The sequence below is a fragment of the Bellilinea caldifistulae genome, from assembly GCF_001306055.1.
Taxonomy (GTDB): domain Bacteria; phylum Chloroflexota; class Anaerolineae; order Anaerolineales; family Anaerolineaceae; genus Bellilinea; species Bellilinea caldifistulae.
Window position 1 is genome coordinate 127,968 of sequence record NZ_LGHJ01000009.1, and the last position, 19,533, is coordinate 147,500.

At 43.0% G+C, this 19,533-nt stretch carries 16 protein-coding genes and 2 rRNA genes (1 of these 18 cut by a window edge); 1 reads left to right on the forward strand and 17 read right to left on the reverse strand.

Going from position 1 to position 19,533, the window contains the following annotated elements:
- Window positions 1-2: 2 nt before the first annotated feature.
- From AC812_RS03485 to AC812_RS03550, 14 genes are all read right to left on the reverse strand, one after another.
- Window positions 3-359: a carboxymuconolactone decarboxylase family protein gene (locus tag AC812_RS03485; RefSeq protein WP_061913594.1), complete on the reverse strand. Its 357-nt coding sequence runs from the start codon at window positions 357-359 to the stop codon at window positions 3-5.
- A 29-nt stretch (window positions 360-388) separates the two neighbouring features.
- On the reverse strand, window positions 389-1,264 hold the full coding sequence (locus AC812_RS03490) for a hypothetical protein (RefSeq protein WP_061913592.1): 876 nt from the start codon (window positions 1,262-1,264) through the stop codon (window positions 389-391).
- 188 nt (window positions 1,265-1,452) lie between these two features.
- Window positions 1,453-2,859 (reverse strand): glycoside hydrolase family protein, encoded by a 1,407-nt coding sequence (locus tag AC812_RS03495; protein WP_061913590.1) that lies wholly within the window; start codon window positions 2,857-2,859, stop codon window positions 1,453-1,455.
- Window positions 2,860-2,883: 24 nt separating this feature from the next.
- Complete coding sequence (locus tag AC812_RS03500) at window positions 2,884-4,776, reverse strand: ArnT family glycosyltransferase (protein WP_061913588.1); 1,893 nt, start codon at window positions 4,774-4,776, stop codon at window positions 2,884-2,886.
- A 3-nt stretch (window positions 4,777-4,779) separates the two neighbouring features.
- Window positions 4,780-6,198, reverse strand: coding sequence for a sugar transferase (locus tag AC812_RS03505; protein ID WP_061913586.1), 1,419 nt, complete (start codon window positions 6,196-6,198; stop codon window positions 4,780-4,782).
- 6 nt (window positions 6,199-6,204) lie between these two features.
- Window positions 6,205-6,894, reverse strand: coding sequence for a class I SAM-dependent methyltransferase (locus AC812_RS03510; protein ID WP_061913584.1), 690 nt, complete (start codon window positions 6,892-6,894; stop codon window positions 6,205-6,207).
- A 66-nt stretch (window positions 6,895-6,960) separates the two neighbouring features.
- Window positions 6,961-7,710 (reverse strand): WecB/TagA/CpsF family glycosyltransferase, encoded by a 750-nt coding sequence (locus AC812_RS03515; RefSeq protein ID WP_061913582.1) that lies wholly within the window; start codon window positions 7,708-7,710, stop codon window positions 6,961-6,963.
- Window positions 7,676-8,902, reverse strand: a complete 1,227-nt coding sequence (locus tag AC812_RS03520) for a glycosyltransferase (RefSeq protein ID WP_061913580.1) — start codon at window positions 8,900-8,902, stop codon at window positions 7,676-7,678. Before AC812_RS03520 ends, AC812_RS03515 begins: the two co-directional genes overlap by 35 nt.
- Before the next feature lie 32 nt (window positions 8,903-8,934).
- The gene (locus AC812_RS03525; RefSeq protein WP_061913578.1) at window positions 8,935-10,119 is read right to left on the reverse strand and encodes a glycosyltransferase family 4 protein; all 1,185 of its coding nucleotides are present in this window, start codon (window positions 10,117-10,119) and stop codon (window positions 8,935-8,937) included.
- Window positions 10,119-11,393: an O-antigen ligase family protein gene (locus tag AC812_RS03530; protein ID WP_062158790.1), complete on the reverse strand. Its 1,275-nt coding sequence runs from the start codon at window positions 11,391-11,393 to the stop codon at window positions 10,119-10,121. The genes AC812_RS03525 and AC812_RS03530 overlap by 1 nt, the downstream gene beginning before the upstream one ends.
- Before the next feature lie 35 nt (window positions 11,394-11,428).
- Complete coding sequence (locus tag AC812_RS03535; RefSeq protein ID WP_061913574.1) at window positions 11,429-12,337, reverse strand: glycosyltransferase; 909 nt, start codon at window positions 12,335-12,337, stop codon at window positions 11,429-11,431.
- Entirely contained in the window at window positions 12,322-13,713 is a 1,392-nt protein-coding gene (locus tag AC812_RS03540; RefSeq protein ID WP_061913572.1) for an oligosaccharide flippase family protein, read from the reverse strand. Before AC812_RS03540 ends, AC812_RS03535 begins: the two co-directional genes overlap by 16 nt.
- Window positions 13,700-15,952, reverse strand: coding sequence for a heparinase II/III family protein (locus tag AC812_RS03545; protein ID WP_082148922.1), 2,253 nt, complete (start codon window positions 15,950-15,952; stop codon window positions 13,700-13,702). Before AC812_RS03545 ends, AC812_RS03540 begins: the two co-directional genes overlap by 14 nt.
- A gap of 7 nt (window positions 15,953-15,959) precedes the next feature.
- A complete protein-coding gene (locus tag AC812_RS03550; protein ID WP_428839428.1) occupies window positions 15,960-16,931 on the reverse strand; it encodes a tetratricopeptide repeat protein in 972 nt (323 codons plus the stop codon).
- On the opposite strand from AC812_RS03550, the gene AC812_RS17770 reads away from it, so the two are divergent.
- Window positions 16,845-17,108, forward strand: a complete 264-nt coding sequence (locus AC812_RS17770) for a hypothetical protein (protein WP_169787253.1) — start codon at window positions 16,845-16,847, stop codon at window positions 17,106-17,108. The genes AC812_RS03550 and AC812_RS17770 overlap by 87 nt on opposite strands.
- Window positions 17,109-17,140: 32 nt before the next feature.
- Here the strand turns inward: AC812_RS17770 and AC812_RS03555 are convergent, their stop codons facing one another.
- From AC812_RS03555 to AC812_RS03565, 3 genes are all read right to left on the reverse strand, one after another.
- A complete protein-coding gene (locus AC812_RS03555) occupies window positions 17,141-18,391 on the reverse strand; it encodes a GumC family protein (RefSeq protein WP_061913566.1) in 1,251 nt (416 codons plus the stop codon).
- Window positions 18,392-18,470: 79 nt separating this feature from the next.
- Window positions 18,471-18,587 (reverse strand): 5S ribosomal RNA (rrf, locus tag AC812_RS03560).
- A gap of 82 nt (window positions 18,588-18,669) precedes the next feature.
- Window positions 18,670-19,533 (reverse strand): 23S ribosomal RNA (locus tag AC812_RS03565) (it continues 2,748 nt past the right edge of the window).

Sequence of the window (19,533 nt, forward strand, 5' to 3'; positions counted from 1 at the left end):
TATCAACGAATGGAATTTTCATCTCTCGCCAGGTCCAGCGTTTCAACTGCATGACGCAGATGTGGGATGACAATACTGCCCCCGACAATCAGGGCAACATTGAAAGCCTCATATAATTCTTCATCCTTCCACCCAGCCCGAACGCATTGCAGGATGTGATAATCAATGCAATCGTTGCAACGCAGTACCATCGAAGCCACCAAACCGAGTAATTCTTTGGTTTTACCATCCAGCGCACCATCATGATACGCCGCCGTATCCAGATTAAAAAACCGCTTGATGCCTAAATGATCTATACTCAAAATACGCTCATTCATCCGCTGACGATAGGCTTGAAATTCATCCAGACGATTGCTCATAGCAACTCTCCAAAATGGTCTGATTATGGCTATTGCACGCGGCTCGGATCAGCCACATACTCCCACCAGTTCCACGAAATGCCATTGGACTGGCCGCTGAGATGGGGAAACAGGCTCAGCCACCAGATATGGTGCTGGCGAATCTCCCCGTTGCCCCACTCGGCACAGTTGATCATTACCGGCGGATCGGAAAGGTCGGGGAATTTGAGCCAGTTTCGGCAGCGACAAGGGACAAAAGCCGTATTTCCCCAGTCGTAATCGGTCTGAGAATTGGGTGCAAAGTGAACCGTACCGCACTCGGCCTGACCGGGATAAAGTTTGTCATAGCGGGTAAACCGCTCCCATAAATTGGCATTACCGCTGGTGTATCGAAAAACACGGCCAAGCACAAACTCCGCCCGGTGACCAAAGGCTTCCAGCATTTCACCTACCCCGCGCTGATAATTAAAACCCATGATGATGAACGAACGCTGGATGCCGGTCATCGGCAAGGGCGGCGCATTGACAAAGAAAGCAGCCGGTCCAACCATGACCGACTCGTAAAAGCCGGCATAGGGCATACCGAATAGCCACACTTCATCTATAACGCCGGTGTTAATTTTGCCAGCAATATTGAAATCAATGATAATTTTCGTGTAATCGGCAAGGTCTGGCTGATGGAAACCCGATTGGGTCTGCCAGGCTTGCAAGTAATCATTTAGCGAATATACAAAACCATCTTTCTTGTTCGGAAAACCATCTACCAGGATTTTTTCAACGATCTGATAAGAGAGATAACCATGAGAACAGGTTTGCAGGTCCTGGATATACTGATTGGTCAGCGCATCCCAATCATACCAGTTCAAAAAGCGGCTCAAACGTTGGTTGCCAACGTCCGGTACAAGTGGATCGAAACCGATCAGCATCACTCTGCGAGTAATTGGTTGGGGTAAAACGCCTTGCGGTTGAGGAGGAACTGGCAAAGAAGGTGGAGAAATTATTCGAAGAAACCATTCTCGGAGGACATGGAGTATGTTCACATCAATAGTATATCAAGAAATAAGAGCTGGATTGTACTCTTAATTTCCAGCTCTTATTTCTTATCTAAAAACAACTATTGGTTCAAAAAAACATAAGTCGGTCGGCTGAATCTTATCGTATCTGTAACCGCTTGCTCATTACCGAACAAGTCAATTGCTTTCTTAAACTTTGACGGAATTGGTATCGAATATTCCATTCCGTATTGTTGACCAGTCGGTATAAGCAGCCAGGTTAGTTCGTTACCTTTGCGAAAGATGAACCTCGTGTAACCAATGTTATCATCTCGGGAAAGGAATTGTGCTTGATGCAGGAATCCTGTCATTGTCTTAAGTGCCTGGAGTGCCTTCGTTTCACTTCCATCACGGCGAATTAATTCAGAACCTTTCCAGCCCTCAATTGAATACCAGGTAACTGCTTTCAGATCTTGAGACCATCCATTCGCATATACCCATACCAGATAATCTGCTTTATAGTCCTCAAAACTTTCATAATCATCTGGGGCTTCAGGGCGATCCAACAAATATGCTTCAGAATGAATAATGGGTTTATTAACTCCGTATTTCAGCATTAAGTCTCGAAGATAGTTAATTTTGCCATTTACCAATCCACCCCGCTCGACTTTCCAACGCCAATTATTCATTTCAGTCCAGACAGGGTTCTGCCCGGCTACGAAGGATGGGCCAGAATTAAACATTACTATATCAAAAGATTCTTTTGCCTCTTGCAAGATTCCTTCAAAGAAATTGGCGGATGATCTCCAATTTGTTTCGGCACAGTAATCCTGAGGGTTTGGATCGCGAGGATCACAGGTCATCATCAAAGAACCAATCAACAATTGAGCATTTGGATTGATATTCTTTAGTATGGGATAAACTTTGGTTAACATCTCGCCATAACGGTTCCCCGAATAATCGTTGGTGCTCTCTGCCCAACAGCCATTATTATTTCCGCTATCTGTTTCCTTAACAAATTGATCTGGTTCATTCCAAATTTGGTAATACTTCACATTAAATGGTGGAACACTATAACGGCGCACAGCCTCACCGACAAATGCTGCAAATGCATCAAGTTCCTCATCTTTGATTGGACCACAAAGTGAGCCCGGATACTCTCTAGCCCAAACTGGAGCAGTCTGCATCAATAAAATCACATCTAATCTATTGGCGGATGCCTCCATAATCAATTCTTCGACTCTTGCTGCTTTATCCCAATCATAGCGACCCTTAGTTGATTCAATATCAGACCACCATAATTGTGTATTGAGACGGAGAAATCTAACTCCCGTGTTCGCAATTTGCTGTAGATAAGAATTGCCATCAACTCCAATAATGGACCTATCAGGATAATTGTTGGTTACAACAGGTAAATAGAGAGTGGGTGTAGAAAATTGAGAGGTAGCATTACTTCCAATGGTCGCCGAACAAGTAGTTAAGGTTAAGGTGATCACAAAAATCCAAATTAGAGATCGCAATTTGTTCATTTTTTAAGACCTCCTTATCTCGGGTTAACGATACCAATATTTCCAAATAGTAAACCAAGCCCAAAAATTATAACCAAGAAAAACCGCAACAAACCCCACTAACAAATACCCACTGTTTTTTGAACGTTTAAGTATCCTCTCCATTAAAACCGCCCAACCTGTGCAAAGGAAAAAACCAGCCGTGAAGATATTTGGAAAAAAATACCTTGCTTGGGGTAAGAGCAAATAATAATTGTGCCAGTCTCCCGCAAAACGATACAGAGTATACAAAAGCCCTGCAATGATAAGCATTAACAAGTAAAGGACTGCACTCCAATTTTTCCGATGCCAATAAGTAAAAAGTGCAATCCCATTACCCAAAAATGCTAGAAAAACAGGAACGACAAAAATCCGATAAGGTCTTTCGCCAGCCAATGGCAGTGTTCCCCAATTGAATCGCCCCCAGAAAGTTCGATACAAATAGAACATAGCATCTCGAAAATAAACGTAGCTTGTCGGAGGATCAACTATTGCAAAGATATCTGCTGAAGTGAAGCGAAAAGTTTGAGAAAGTAGTTTTTGGAACCAATATCGAAATGGAAACCACTTTTCTTCTCCAGACGGATTACGAATGAGGTTTTCCGATTCAAAACCATCCCAATTGACCCGCTGACAGTTATCCTTAGTGCTGGGTGGATTGGAGACACGATGATCCCCCGGAATTAGGACAAAACAGTCCCAATATATCTTGATGTTGTCATTTACATCGCCTATATCCACTCTCAAAACTGCGGTTCTGAAATCTTGTGGAGCGGATGTTGAAACAGCCAGGAAAACGGGCTTCTGGGAAATTGTAACTTTTTCTACAGGCAGTAAATTCTCGCCATTAAATTCGAGGCGGAAAAATGGAATCTCTGTAATTTCATTGGCCCATATCCATACTCCTGCTGTAATTTTCTGTGTAGCCAAATGGGTCTCCTCAAGCAATTGATTTTTATCAATAACCTGATAGAATCCCCGATTTTCTCTGTCAGTTACCAAGACATAATTTCCATCCACCGCCTTTTCCATTAAAGCATGTTGAACATCCCTTCTTTTCTGATAGTAAAAGGCAGGGATAGATTTGGAAACATCAAAAACAAAAAAAATACTCGCAGCCAAAACGATGAGCAATCCTCCCCATACCCATTTTTGACGACGGTGAAATGTGCTCAAAAATAGCGCAAGAATTCCAAAAGGTAATGCCAGCCAGGCAGTTGTTTTCGACAACACACACAAGACTATTGCAAAAGGCAAGCCTAACCAGTTTTTCCAATCGGCACCCCTAATAATACCTCTGATTGCCATCCAGATAAAAAAAGTCATTGATACTACCGCTGCCGAGTCATCATTGATGGCTGTCATTCGATAAACAAGTTGAGGAAGGAGTGCGACGAAGGCTGTTAACATCCAGGTGAGGAGATGTTTCCCAAAAAGAAGTTGACTTGCCCGGTAAGTGAAATAAACAGTTCCAACCAACAACAATAAGGACATAAAGCGAGCAATATAAAATTGCGTAAGAAGATCAGTCCCTTTCAACAGGCGCAAAGGCAAGGACGCCCAAAAATAATATAATGGCGGTGCCCCCAGTTGAGAAACTCCGATGTCCGCCGGGGGCGAAATCGTCATTAAATCCGGCAAAATGCCGGAAGATATAAAAAAACGGGATTCAACCATTGAAGCCAAAATTTCTCTACGAATTTCCGGATTAAAATCCCCCTTTTCCGGCCAGTGTTCAAGATTTGCCCCCAGCCAAACATATTCAAATTGCGTGGGCTCATCATTTTGCTGCCACGGGGGCAGTAAAAAAAGATAAACCAACCCAACTAAAAGAGTTAAAACCAAAAACCGCTCAATTGTAAATACGTTCTTTTTTACATCTTGCTCAATTTGGTTCACTTTTCAATACGCTCCCTTACGCCGAAGGACCGCCAGTAAGGTTTTAAACAGAATTAGTATATCCAGCCAAAGCGAGTAATTTTGGACATAGTATAAATCATCTTCGGTGTGCTGATGCATGGGTTTGTCGCTGCGCCCGTTGACCTGCCACCAGCCGGTAATGCCCTGCGGTACAGCAAACCGCCGTCGCTGCCATAATTCATATTGCTCGACCAAATGCGGTAATTCGGGTCGAGGACCGACCAGGCTCATCTCGCCCTTGAGAACATTGAATAATTGCGGCAATTCATCCAGGCTGGTGCGCCGCAGAAAGCGCCCAACCTTCGTCACTCGCGGGTCCGGTTTTCGTTTATCCTGGATAATTCGTCCCTTTTCATCCACTGTTTCAATCACATGCCGCATCTGATCTGCATTTTGCACCATGCTGCGGAACTTGAGCATTTGAAACAGTTTGCCATTTTCTCCAACCCGCGTTTGATGAAAAATAACCGGGCCGGGACTGTCCAGTTTAATGGCAATGGCAATAACCCCCATCACAGGCAGTACAAACGGTAAAAGCAAAAAAGTTACCGTCAGATCGAAAATGCGCTTAACTAAACGTTGATAATCATCCAGCGCCGGCGCGCGTAAATCAATCAGGGGAATCCCGGCCATTTCCTCAACCCGGGCGCGGTGCAATGCAAGGGTGTAGTAATCCGGCGCTACCCACACCCGCACCGGCAGCTCGTGCAGCTGACTCACCAGAGCATTGATTCGACTCCACACCCGCGACGGCAAGGCAATGATTACATCCTCAATGTTTTCTCGCCGAATCACCGAAACTGCCTGATCAATTTTGTCCAACACCAACGGCAATTTCAGTTTAAGGGGATCATCATCCAAAAAACCAGCCAATTCGAGACCATTTTCTTCAAACTTGCGGATTTGTTCGGCAATTTTTCGCCCTACCGGCCCTGCTCCCAGAATCAGTACCCGCCGGCGAGCAGCACCATTTTCATGAGCCCGCAGACGAAACAAGAGCCGGTAGAAAAGGCGCACACCCACCAGCAACCCAAAAGAAACCACCGCAAATGTGAGAAACAGCACCCGCGAATACTCACGGAAACTGAGATACAAAAAGCCGGCTAACGCAACCGTCGCCAGTACGGAAGCGCTGGTCAGGCTGGTGAGTTCATCCACTACCCGAAAGTTGCGCCGTCCGTCATATACGGAGAACAACAGCAGCATCAAAACCCACACCACGGCAAAAACGGGGTAAAGAAGAACCTCGATTTGTGGAGCCCGGGGCAGGGGACGCGCAAATGAAAACCACTCGTCCATGAAGGGGCGCAGGATGACAGCCAGCCGCAATGCCAGCATGACCAGGCCAGCATCCACCAGCATGGAAAAGATGGCAAAGTCCACTGAAAATCGGCGCAGCATACTTTACTACTCCTTGACAACAATATATGACTTTGGAAAAATAAAGCGCTCCGTATATATTCGTGTTGCATCTGGAAAAAGCTTATATAAATCGGACTTTTTCAATAATTGAGCACTCTTAACAATTTCTAGTGCCTCTTTCCTATTTGTAGCCTTTCTCCAATGACCAATTGAATAGCTCATGATAATTCTAACTCGAAGCCAAATAGGAAACCAATGAAAAAATGGGAACATTGCATGTGGTTCTATTGGAAAATAAAAGCTAGGGGTCTGGACAAAATATTTCTGCCCTACCCTTGCAATTTCTCGTGCAAAAAGTTTCATGTCCTCAAAATCACCGACATGCTCAATCACACTATTAGAATGACAAATATCAAAGGTTTTATCTGGAAATTGGAGAAAACGGCCATCACCTCGAACCTGCACAAATACATCACTCTCTAATTTTTCATTTGATGCTTCTATATTTAGTAAGGTAATCTTTACACATTTCTCTCTAAGCCATTCTAACGGGATTATATTCCAATAACTCCTTCTTCCACCCACATCTAAAATAGTGATGTGTGAGGCTGTTTTCAAATTATTCGCAATTAAATTTTTAAGGATTTCACTGCGTCTTTTCCTGAATCTGGAACCTATAGAATTAGGATTGTCATAATTAGAAATTTTTTTTGCAAGATTCTTGCTAATGTTCATTGATTACCTCAAACGAAAAATTATGTTTATTTTCGGTTTTATCTCTTATACCATTCTTTTTTGGTTTTACAATCTTAACTTTTTAGATATATCATTTATAGCTAATGGCAACAGCGCCCACGGTTCGACCAGATAGCGTTTGGCTAGCCGGCGCGGTTCGCTGAGCAGCCGGTACAACCACTCCAAACCTACTCGCCCCATCCAACGCGGCGGTGTAGGTACAACCCCGGCAATGTAATCAAAACAAGCTCCCGCAGTTAGAATAACATTGGCAGAAACCTTTTCCAAATTATCCACCACCCAGTGTTCCTGCTTTGGCATCCCCATCCCCACCATGAGAATATTTGGCTGGAAGTCACGAATTTTATTCAACACGGCCTTGTTTTCTTCTTCTTCCATAAAATACCCATGGTGGGTTTGGATTTGCAAATTGGGGTAATGAGATCGAAGAATTACGACAGCCTGTTCTGCCACGCCCGGTTTACCGCCCAAGTAAAAAACACGAAAGCTCTTGCTTTCCGCAAGGGCCATCAACGGGTGAATCCAATCCACATAGGTCACCCGCTGATCAGGTTTCAACGGGTGACCCAACAATCTACCCCATATCACCAACGGCATTCCATCTATATGAATGTAATCGGCTTTTTGATAAAAAACCTTCATCTTATCATCACGATGATAAAGATAAATACTGTGGAGATTATGATTCGCAACCAAAATATTCTCCCCATTATTTATTGCCCCACTCACCAGATGATTCAATTCTCCGATGCTTAATGTATCAACTTTTACGCCGAGCAGGGTAAGCCGTTCCATATTTTCTCCGCAGTATTTCTTCAATCTTTGGAAGTATATCCTTAATTCGCGACTGCCAGCTATGATGAGATACAACAAGTTCCCGCGCCGTTTCGCCTATTTTCTGCCAGTTTTCTCTCACTTGATAAGCGCTTCTTAAGGCGTTTTTGAGGCTTTCTTTGTTTCCAGACTCAAAAAGAAATCCTGTTTCACCATCTCGAATCAAAAAAGCAGAGTCCTCAAAAGAATCCGAGGCAATTACAGGTTTTGCCATGGCCATATATTCGTAAATCTTGGAGGGTGAGCCATACATCACGCCTGCACCCAGCGGCTTCTGACCTGAAAAAGTCAGGTCAAATCCCTGAATATACGAAGGAACTTCAGAAAACGGAACTCTGCCGGTAAAAGAAACGCGACCTGAAACCCCCAGTTTTTCTGCCAGCCCTTCCCAGGTTGAACGAAACGCCCCATCACCAACCAACACAACAGAATATTCGATGCCTTCTTCAAGTAATTCCGCAACAGCTTCTATCAGTGTATCAACAGCCTGCCAACCAACAAACGTACCCACAAAACCAATTGTAGGGGATCGCCATATATTTTTTGCTTGAACCTTTTGGGGGTTAAATCTTTGCGTATCTACGGCTACCGGGACAACGATTGTTTTCTGACGATCTACTTCAAGTTTTTCCGCCACCAAATCCCCTAACGCCTTGCTGATGCACACCAGTACATCGCATTGTTGATAGACCTTTTTTTCCCATACTTCAGCCAGTGATTGCAAAGCAACTGAAGAGCGATCCTTAACCGATTCGATATACATTAAGCCATTACTTTCAATGATCCAGGGAACACCTCTTCTTTGCAACCCTCTGCCCAAAGCCTGAAAAACTCCATAGCGTTCATAAGCCCAGTCTACATCGAAAAACCGCCGAACGACTCTTGGCCGATTGTAAAATCCCAACCATAACCGAACGAGGTCTGCGGCTAGCCGTTTGATCGGGCTGGATCGCAACGCGCGTTCACTCTCTTCACCAATCACCCATTTTTCTGGAACATAATTACCGGCAATAAAGGACTCTACCTTCCATCCGTTTTCCTCAAAACCCCGCATAACACCAAGAATATGGGCACGTGGGCCGGAAGTTGCTGCATCAGGATGTGTGGAAACCCGCGGAGCTCCAGAGAGATAGGCTAGAGTTTTTTTATCCATTTGGTAAAACTAATCCTTTGTTAGATAGTTCATTACTCGAATGATTCCAGATAAATCTTTTCCAAATCAGAAATATATCGATGAATATTGAAAACCTTTTCCGCACGGGCACGCCCCTGCACTCCCATCCAGTTTCGTTTGTCAGGATCATCCAATAGTTGTATTATCGTTTCTGCTAATAACTTTGGATCAAGCGAGCGAGGAGAATGTAAGGAACTTTCCAGCACCACCCATTTTGGCATTGGTGTTGCCCCCTTGACACGAACTCTACGCGCCCTAAGGGATGGCTGCAAAAGCACTCCCGTTACTCCATCCTCAACTGCTTCGGGAATACCATCCACCGCGGGGGCAATCACAGCCTTTTCCTGTAAAGCAGCTTCGATTAGAACATTTCCAAATGATTCACGAAAAGAGGTGCTTACAAAAAGATCAAAGCCAGCAATAAGTTCAGGCGCATCATCTCTGCTGCCCAAGAGATGAAACTGCTCTGTCAATCCATAGTCTTGAATTAAACCTTTCAAAAACATTTCTTGAGGCCCCCCCCCTATAAGTACAAAGTTAACTTTTTTTCTGTGTGGAATAACCAATCGAGCTGCATCAATCAATGTCCAGTAATCTTTAGGAGTATCCAATCGCCCCACACTTCCAACCACTTCGGCCTCTGCAGTTAATCCCAGCCGTTGACGTGCTTCTTCTCTCGAATATTTTTTTGTTACAGTAATGAAATTGTAAACCAGTTTAATTTTTTGGGGAGGAAGATTATAAAGCTTCTGAAGTAAAAAGACGGATGCTCTTGAATTGGCAATAATATATTTGCTTCGTTTCTTTGCAATAAAGTCTAGCCATCTAAGATTTGGTCGTAGATACCACATGCTGCCGTGCTCATGGGCTATTAAAAGCAAGGGCTTTTTTATCAATAACTCAGAAAACAATGCCCAAATCCCAGCCTCTGCATTGTAAGAATGAATAATTTGAATATTATTTTGCTTAATGTAATTTGAAATGTTCCGTACCCTGCTTAAGATGAATTGATCGCGTTCGGGTTCAAACCACTTGGTGCCAGCATTCTTGGCCCATCTTTTGAAGTTTTCGCTACTTGAGGTTGTGACAAGGTGGTATACAAAAGGAGCATTTTGTGGGTGATTAAAGAAATCCATAACCATACGAGCGATCCCACCCCAACCATGAAAACCACAACCTATATGACATACGTTCATTAAAAACTTGCACTCCTTTCTAATCGAGATTGGTCATATTGGTTGTATCTGTTCAAGGACAAATAAACCATCAATACCCAATACACATCATTTGGCCGCATTAAGACACTTTCCGAAAAACTCAAGAAAATCAGGAATAAAGATAATAGCACCCATAATATTGACTCATATCTGGTTTTATTAAAATAAATTATTGAACGAATGAATAACCCAATAAGAATTAAGAGCATTAATACCAAGCCGATCACACCTAAATCTAACCAGATTTCAATATAACCATTATGTGCCTGATTGGGCAACCATGTAATTTGCTCCCAAATCTCTGCCGAAGGCCAATCCCAGCCCCTCCAAAAGGAGCGATATCCAAAACCTATCCAAAAATTCTGCATTCCAGCTTGAATGAGTGCCTTCCAAAGTGGAAGACGTCCCGTGAAAGTTATATCTCTCCCAAAAGCAAGTAAAACTTCCTCAAAATAAAATCCAATTAAGTACAATCCAAAACCACCAACCACCAGAAACAATGGATACAACAATTGCCAATCACGATGAGATTTCAAAAGTAATGTTAAAATTAGGAAACCAACAAACATCAGAAGTGCCAGAACAATTCCGGTAAACGACTGAGAACCGATAACCATCAAGATCGCTAATCCAATGCCAATTGACCAAATGGCTCGCCCAATTTTTTGATCCTCCCTCCATAAGAAAAGAAATAACAATAAACCAAGGGCGGATATGTTTCCAAGTCTATTTTTGTGCTGAAACACTCCTCGCCAAGCGACCTCATGACCGTACGTTGTGGTTCCCCAATCGGGGAATAACACAACCAATAAAAAACTTATCATCAAAAAAAACCACACACTATATCCCAATAAGTGAAGCATCTCTTTAAGGTCAAATCGGACTACCAAAACCAAACCATACAATGTTGTGAGAATTATGGCTATCGATCGGCGTAGTGTTAACGATGGCAAATCTGACCAGAATACGGAAATTACACCCCATAAGATTAATAACCATAGCAATGGCGCTTTAATTGCATATCTTAAAGATCTCTTGGGAAAAAATATTAGATAAAGAAAAGAAAGAATATAACCAATTGCAAGCACAATTCTTGAGTATGGATCCCCCTCGATTGGATCAATTAAGAAGCCTTGTTTTTCTCTCCATAAAGCATAAAATGCTCCGGACAGGAACGATATTAGAACAAAATGAAATACGTATTCAATCAGCTTTGGGATTTTATTGCGTTTATACTGGATTTTTACTTTCATCGGGATTATTGACCATCTTCTAGTTTATCGGATTTTTAATCTGAGAAAATTTTACGCTTAAGCACACCCAATATAGCCCAGGTCAATGGTAAACTCATTGGCAAGTCTAAATCAGTGGCTAGACGATGCGCGTATTGAAAAGCTTTCCTCCAACCAAATTTTTGCAATACGAGTCCAAGGTAATGCCCTCCCAGGCGAAAACTTAACATCCTTGCTTCGGGCATTCTTTTCTTAATATTTTTAGCAATGGCAAAGTGAATTTCTACTGCTTGCTCAAATCTTGCGGGGTTCATTGTATAGGCATTTGAGATATGGATACGTTGAACAGCGAGATTCTCATTTAATAGGATAACCGGCTCTAATCCGGCCGCAAAATATTTTATGTAATTATCCACAGTTATTCGAATTTCTTCAGGGAGTGGAAAAATTCTTTCAAGTAATTTTCTGCGAAAACATAATGCAGAGGTTGCTGATAGTGGGATATCAATCCTGCCAACTTTGAAATTTTTACGTAAGTCCTTCAACTCAATTGAATTTATGTATTGAAAATTTGGACAGCTCATTCCATCAGGAAACATCCATTCAAGCGGATGAGTAAGCCAACCTGCTTGAGAAAATTCCGAAAACAATTGAACTATCCGATTGGTTTTTTGGTGATAAAAATAATCATCACTATCTAAAAAACATACTAAATCACCTGTCGAGGCAAAGAAACCAGCGTTCAACGCGGAAGCTTGGCCATTGTTGTCCTTGAGAATTACTTTGATTCGGGCGTGATTAGCATAATCAGGCAAGATTTCTCGTGAATTATCAGTTGAGCCATCATCGACAATGATCAGCTCTATATTCTGATAGGTTTGATTGAGAACACTCTCAATCGAGGAGCGTAAATAAGCCCCATAGTTGTAATTATTAATTATGATACTCACTAATGGATTTTCCATAAACCTGCAGCTTTCAGAATTCTCCAGTTTTGTTGCAACATTTGCCGGGTCATTGGCAACATGAACACAAGCAATAAAGGAAGTGCAGCAATCCACCCTAGTTGAGCCCAGAAGTAGGATACCCCAAAAGACATTCCCAGCAGAACGCCGAGACCGATTTTTAGCTTTCCCATCCGCCTTACAAAATACCAGTGGAGATAAAAGTAAGCGATAAAGCCAACCACCTCTGCCCAGCCATAACCATAAACCCCAAAATATGGCACAAACACGAAAGATGCACCAAAAAAAAGAATTATATGAATTAAGTGAAATAGCGCAACTATCCAATTATGCCTTAGGACATACAACGCAGAGGAATACAAATTGAATAGGCTATTGACTGTATAACTAAACGCGATAAATGGAAAGATATGGACAACATTGCTCCATCTTTCCCCTAGTATTTGCGGTAATAAGAAGGAACCGATTACTGCCATACCGAGTAAGAACGGCCCAACAAGAAGAACTTGGATTTGAATACCTTCTTCTATTGCTTTTAGAAGCAGTTTTTTGTCATTTTGCAACTTTGCCAGAGCTGAAAGAGATAGGCGGTAGGTTGCATTTTTTGCAAAACTTAACACTTCAACAAGACGAATGGATAAAGCTACAATACCGACACCTTCTGCACCAACAAAACGCCCAACCACAAGCGGATTGACCAAGGTGCGTAGTTGCCAAATCCATGTTGAAAGAGAATAACCAAGGCTGTAATTTAGGATTGATCGAATAATATAGGCTCTCCAAATGAATTTCGGTGTATAACCACATCGCACAAAAGATAAAACACATACAACAGTATTTTGTGATATCCATCCTATAACAGGGGCCAACACGCCAAGTTTCAATAGCGCTAATGTGGTTGCAACTAGAATATACATAACCTGGCCAATTAATTCAATGCTGGCAACTTTACCATAAGCAAGGGACTTTTCCAGTCTGGCTAAAGGGACTAGTGTTAACAATCGGAAAGGAACGCCAAAAAATAACACTACAGCGGCTTCCTTGAAACCCTCCATTCTTAACCACCGGTCTAATAAAGGGAGAAAACTTACCGAGATGAGCAAGCCAATAGTAGCAAGAATAACCAGTAGTGAAAATGCTTGGTCAAAATTTTCTTTCAAGTCATTTTCACTGCGAATAAGATAGACACCAATCCCTAACTGACCAATGCTGTAAAGTAAATTTTCAATACCTAATGCAGCAGAAAAAACACCATAATTGCCAGGGCCAATGATTCGAGTAACAAATAGCACACTAACTACACTCAAAAAAGTGCCAGCGCCTTGCCTGAATATAAGGGTAGTACCTCCTCGAATAATTTGATTACGTAATGACATTTTGATTTTCCATAATGGAGATAGATGGGTTTAGGATCACCCCATAAGCCGGAGAAAAAGGAACTTTCTCTGGAAAAATTTTACTAAGCTGAACATGAGGAGAAAAATCCGTTATAACCACTTGAGTTTCTAAAATCTCTATATGGCGAAATACTGGGAACCCAAAACCGTCATGTCTGCCTAAAAATCCATACCTTCCAAAATATAGAACCTTTGATTGGGGGTCACCACCAATACTAAACAAATCAGAATACAAATCACCTGGCTCAGCATCACCGTAGCGTGGGGCAAAGTGAGCTTTAACTGAGCGATAACGATTTCGAATTTCGGGAAAAGGTGTATAAAGATAAGAACCAGGATCTCGGTATATATCTACATCACCAATCGTCAATTCAACAGATAATTGATCATTGTGAGCATGTCCCCCTAAACCATTTTGTCCTTTTGAACCACATCGAATGGCCATATAAAGACAGGGTGACTTTATGATAAATAGCCCAAAATCCGGAAAAGCATAACAAGTCATTTTCTGCCTTAAATTTCTAGAAGAATGAAAACAAAAAATCACAGGGTCGAAAGGTGAATTTTCAATTCTTTTTTGAAAATTTACCCATTCTTCAACATCACCAATCTCATTTGAAACAGAACTTAGAAGGTTATGATAATTAGTATTGATTATTGCAAGGTTACTTAATGCTTTAACAAGGGCAGCCTCGTTTAATACTAAATTATTCTCCTGTGGAAAATCTTGAAAATTAAGTAATCCCTGAAAAGCGGTAATAATATGACCGTTATCCAGAAAGTACTCAAACCAAAGATCTTCACAATCACAATACTCATCGAATTCCTTCAAATTTAGAAATAATTTTCCTGCCATGTGATTACTAACTTTCCTGTATTTTGGAAATATCTTAAAAAATCTTCCGCTGTCATTATCACCAATCTGGGGAAATGTTCCATCTGATCTCTTTATGCAAATTGAAAAATTTATCATTTTTTTCAACAAGGGAAAGTACCATTTTGGAAATGGATTGTCGTGGCCTGATGATAATGGTGTGTAAAATGTTATGCCACGAGAAGAATTTTTTATGCTTTCTATTTTTTCTGAAGTCAAACCCAATATTAACGCTGTGGCATAAATAACCATCTCGGCTGTGAGATGATGATAACACGTAGACGCTTCAAAGTGAGTTCCATCATCATTGAATTGATTTTTTACCTCATGTATAAGTTCACGAATTGCAAATACAAGCATACGATTTATTTCCGGCTTTGATGGTAAGTATGCCGCTGAAAAAACTAAGCCAACGATATTTGCCAAGTAATGATTATTTCGAAAAAAAGGTGACCATTCCAGATTATTCAGAATATGTAAACCATGTTCGTAAATACTTCGGAAAAACACTTTTTCAAAGTCTTTATCAAACTTAGCCCCAAATTCGTGAAACAGGTCAAATGCAATAAGCCAATTACAGACTCTAATTGCAACTTCCATAGAGCACGACCAATTGACACCCCATCGCGGCGGATTAGTAGCGATAAAATCTAATACTTGGTTTCGAAACTCCAGTCTGTAAATTTCGGGAGACATAAAACCAGTTATATGGTTAATCGCCATAAAATAAGCTATTGCCAGTTGAGGCAAATGTTGCATTCGTGCCAATTCCCACGGCACTTTAATATCAACGCCGGGTAAATTTCCATACCTAATATCTTTATACCAAGTCCGTTCACTCCATCTATAGCCTGACTTAAAATCCAATTGCCAGTCAATCGGAGTATAGTTTTCATCTTGTATCAGTCGCCAAATTTTGTTACTTTCTGATAAGTTACTTGCATTTATACGACCTCTTAACCAATTCCCTTGTAAATCATGTTTCAATGTTTGGCTCATTGAATAAACCTTTTTTTCCCAGGCTCGCCCCCTTGCACCATAATAAACCCGAGCCCAACCTGAACCTAGAATATCAAAACAATGCTTTAGGTAATAATTTGATATCTGCGCTAAGGCATCAATTCCTAAATCAGGTAAATTAATATTTCTATTTCGAAGACCAGAAGTATGATGATTTATATTCTCAATATCTGCAGATGAATAACTTGTCTTAAGTAAATCGACTAACCTTAAGAGACCCTGAAGTAAATAATTAGTTAATCTAAATCTCAATAAAGATAAGATTTTTCCCACCGAAAGAAATCGTTTTCTAATTAAATTAATACGCCTTATTACTTTTTTCATAATTGAGTCATCCGTTGCATAAATCAATTACTATTTCTTTTTGAGCTGCCTTTTCACATGTTAATTCGAAGAAATCATTTTGATTTTTTTGTTTCCAAAAATAAATAACATCTCTCCAAAGGGATAAATTTTGGGAGTGGAACTCTAAAGCTTCTAAAAAAATTCTTTCAATTTCATTAACATTCGGATTACCCTTTTCGTATAAAGCTTTTCCCAATCCAATTTTTGCCCATCCATTTTTTGATTCAATTTCTAAAGCTCTATTGAAGTAAAATATTGCATCATAAAAATTGCCTTTGTAATAATTAGAATAACCAATGTAACGATAGGCTTCTGATAATATAAACTTAGAAGACGGAGTTTCAGGAAACATCCTAATCACTTGATGCATTATCTCTGATGAAATCTCAAAGTTTCCAAGTTTTTCATACCACCACTGCCCGTACCGGTACCACCCAAAAAAGCGCAGGTCGGCATTTGCCCAGCCGGTATCCGTTCTAACCGCTTCTTCGAGCGCAGTGTAGGCTTCTTCTTCTCGCCCTTCTTTCAGCGCAGCCTGATAGCGCACAAAAGCAATCGTACTCCGCAGGTCGGCGCCCATCGCTTCGGCGCGCCGGTACCAATCAATAGCCTGGGAAAAATCTTCCTTTTTCCTCGCCGCTTCGCCGTTGGCAATCAAATGCTCCGGCAGAACGCCTGCCCGCTGCCACACCTGCTTCGTGGTAATCTTCTCGCACTCACCTCTTGGCGGGCAAAGTTTTTCCAGCGCAAAGCCCAGCTCCAAATCGGCCTGCGGGTTTTTTGGGCGCAACTCGCTGAAGATGGGCAGGACTTGCACTGCCAGATCGTACTTGCCTGCCATGCAATATGCTCTGCCAAGCAGGTAATACAGGTGGGCCTGTTTGGGCAGCAAGCGGCTGGCTTGTTCCAACTGGTTTATGGCTTTACCCAGCCGGGCTTGTACCTCAGCATTCTGCAACGGTTCGGCAAGACAGGCAAAACCGCCGCTATCAGCAGGCAAATTGCGACTCAAATCAACTACGGCGGCGCCGCCCTGCTGTTGCAGCCAGAAAGCCGAAAGCGGACGAAAACCCAGCATCAAGCCTACCTCCACGGCCAACAAAATCAAACCGATAACCAACCATTTGCGCGGTAATTGGGTGAGATTCACCATTCCCCCCTCAGGATTCAGGAAACCTCTCCCGAAGAAGCCCCTTGCAGCCACCAATCCCGAATGAGTACGAAAGCAGCCGCAAGCACAACTCCTGCCACCGCCGCTACCAGTGTATAGGTCACCGTGCCGCGCGGGGCAGGGCGAATAGGCGGCAAAGCCCGTGAAGCGATCTTCGCATCACCCGCACTATCGTCCATTGTGATGCGAACTTCCTGGTACTTGCGGTTCAGGGTGGTATAGGTGTCTGCGGCTACCTGCCGTTCCAGTTCAAGCCGCTGCCTTTCCTGATTGAGAGCCTCGATTTGTGTCTGTAATTGGGTTAGATTTTGCGGATATTCCGCTAAAAGGATATTAATATCGTTAACCTGATTTTCGAGCGTTCTCAACCATTCTTGCACTAGACTGCGAAATTCACCCACAGTTTGGGAAGAAGATGCAATCGGTAATGCCAGTTGATACGAGGGTGAAGCAGCATTATTTTCAGCAAACGTCGGATAATCATATTGACGTAACTGAAGCACCAGTAGACGGGTTTGTAATTCTGCGGCCACAGTACCAGACTGATTATCAACTTCAGCCAACAAAGCCTGACCCTCCCGTTGAAGGAGCTCAATTTGCTGTTTTCTCCAAAGCAGTTCCTGCTGGTGCAGGATCAAAGCATCCAGTTGGTTTTGTAATGCTCTGACAGGGTTGCGGTTTTCAAATTCGGCCAGTGCGGATTCGGATTTGCGCAGGTTTTGTTGAGCAACAGCAATCTGAGTTTCGAAAAAAGTCAACTGGGTTTGATCCTGACCGCTGTACACCGTATTGAGTCGTTCTACCACACGCTGTGCCCAAAGGTTTGCCAGCCGGGCCGCCTCCTCGGGTGATTCCAGGCGAATTGTGAGGGTTATTACAGAACTATCCCCGCCTGCTTTAACCAGCATATTCTTTTCGCGAAAAGCGCGGCGCTGGTCTAACTTTTTATCGGGATCATTCCAGGAATCAAAAATATAAATGGCAATTTCATCACTTTTGGCGATATCCATTGCCACTTTATTGGTAAGGGTTGTAGTAGAAACCGTCTGATAGCGGGGGTCAAAATTGGGAAGATAGCGAGGTTTGGTCAAAGCCACCACAGCGGTTGCTTCGTACATACGAGGTTGCAAGATAAAGAAGAAAAAAGTAGCCAAACCCGCCAACAACCCAAACCCAATAATCCAGAACCGAAATTGAAAGAGGGTCAGAAAAATTTTTCGCAAATCAATCTCAATTACATCATCCATGGAAAAACTCCAGTTATTTCGGGGATCACCAAGTTGAGATTATAACACGCAAATAAATCGCCTTTAAATCAAAAAAGTCTCTTGGCAATGACCTACTCTCCCAGGGGGTCGCCCCCCAAGTACCATCGGCGCTGACAGCCTTAACGACCGGGTTCGGGATGTGACCGGGTGTACCACTGTCGCTCAAATCACCAAGAGACTTTTTTTACACTGTTAAGTTTCAACGGAATAGTATGCAGGTGTTTATTTCGGAAATGAGTGCTGAGTTCTCCGCACCACGTGCAAAGCCCTCGGTCATTAGTACGGCTTAGCTCAACGCATTACTGCGCTTACACACGCCGCCTATCAAGCAGGTAGTCTACCTGCGACCTTACTCCCTTTACGGGAACACAGGGACCTAATCTTGAGGCGAGCTTCCCGCTTAGATGCTTTCAGCGGTTATCCCTGCCAGACATGGCTACCCAGCGATGCCGTTGGCACGACAACTGGCACACCAGAGGTCTGTCCACCCCGGTCCTCTCGTACTAGGGGCAGCTCCTCTCAAGTCCCTTACGCCCACAGCGGATAGAGACCGACCTGTCTCACGACGGTCTGAACCCAGCTCGCGTACCGCTTTAACGGGCGAACAGCCCGACCCTTGGGACCTTGTCCAGCCCCAGGATGCGATGAGCCGACATCGAGGTGCCGAGCGAAGTCGTCGATGTGAACTCTTGGACTTCACCAGCCTGTTATCCCCGGGGTAGCTTTTATCCGGTAAGCCACGGCCCTTCCACTCAGTACCGTGGGATCACTAAGCCCGTCTTTCGACTCTGCTCGACGCGTTGGTCTTGCAGTCAAGCTCCCTTATGCCTTTGCACTCTTTGGGTGGTTTCCATTCACCCTGAGGGAACCTTTGGGCGCCTCCGTTACCTTTTAGGAGGCGACCGCCCCAGTCAAACTGCCCACCTGGCACGGTCCCCCACCCGGATCACGGTGTGGGGTTAGGGTCTAAACATCATCAGGGTGGTATTTCACCGGCGTCTCCACCGAGGCTGGCGCCCCAGCTTCTCAGACTCCCACCTATCCTACACAGACGATGCCCAAACTCAATGCCAGGATGCAGTAAAGCTCCACGGGGTCTTTTTGTCCTGCTGCGGGTAGGC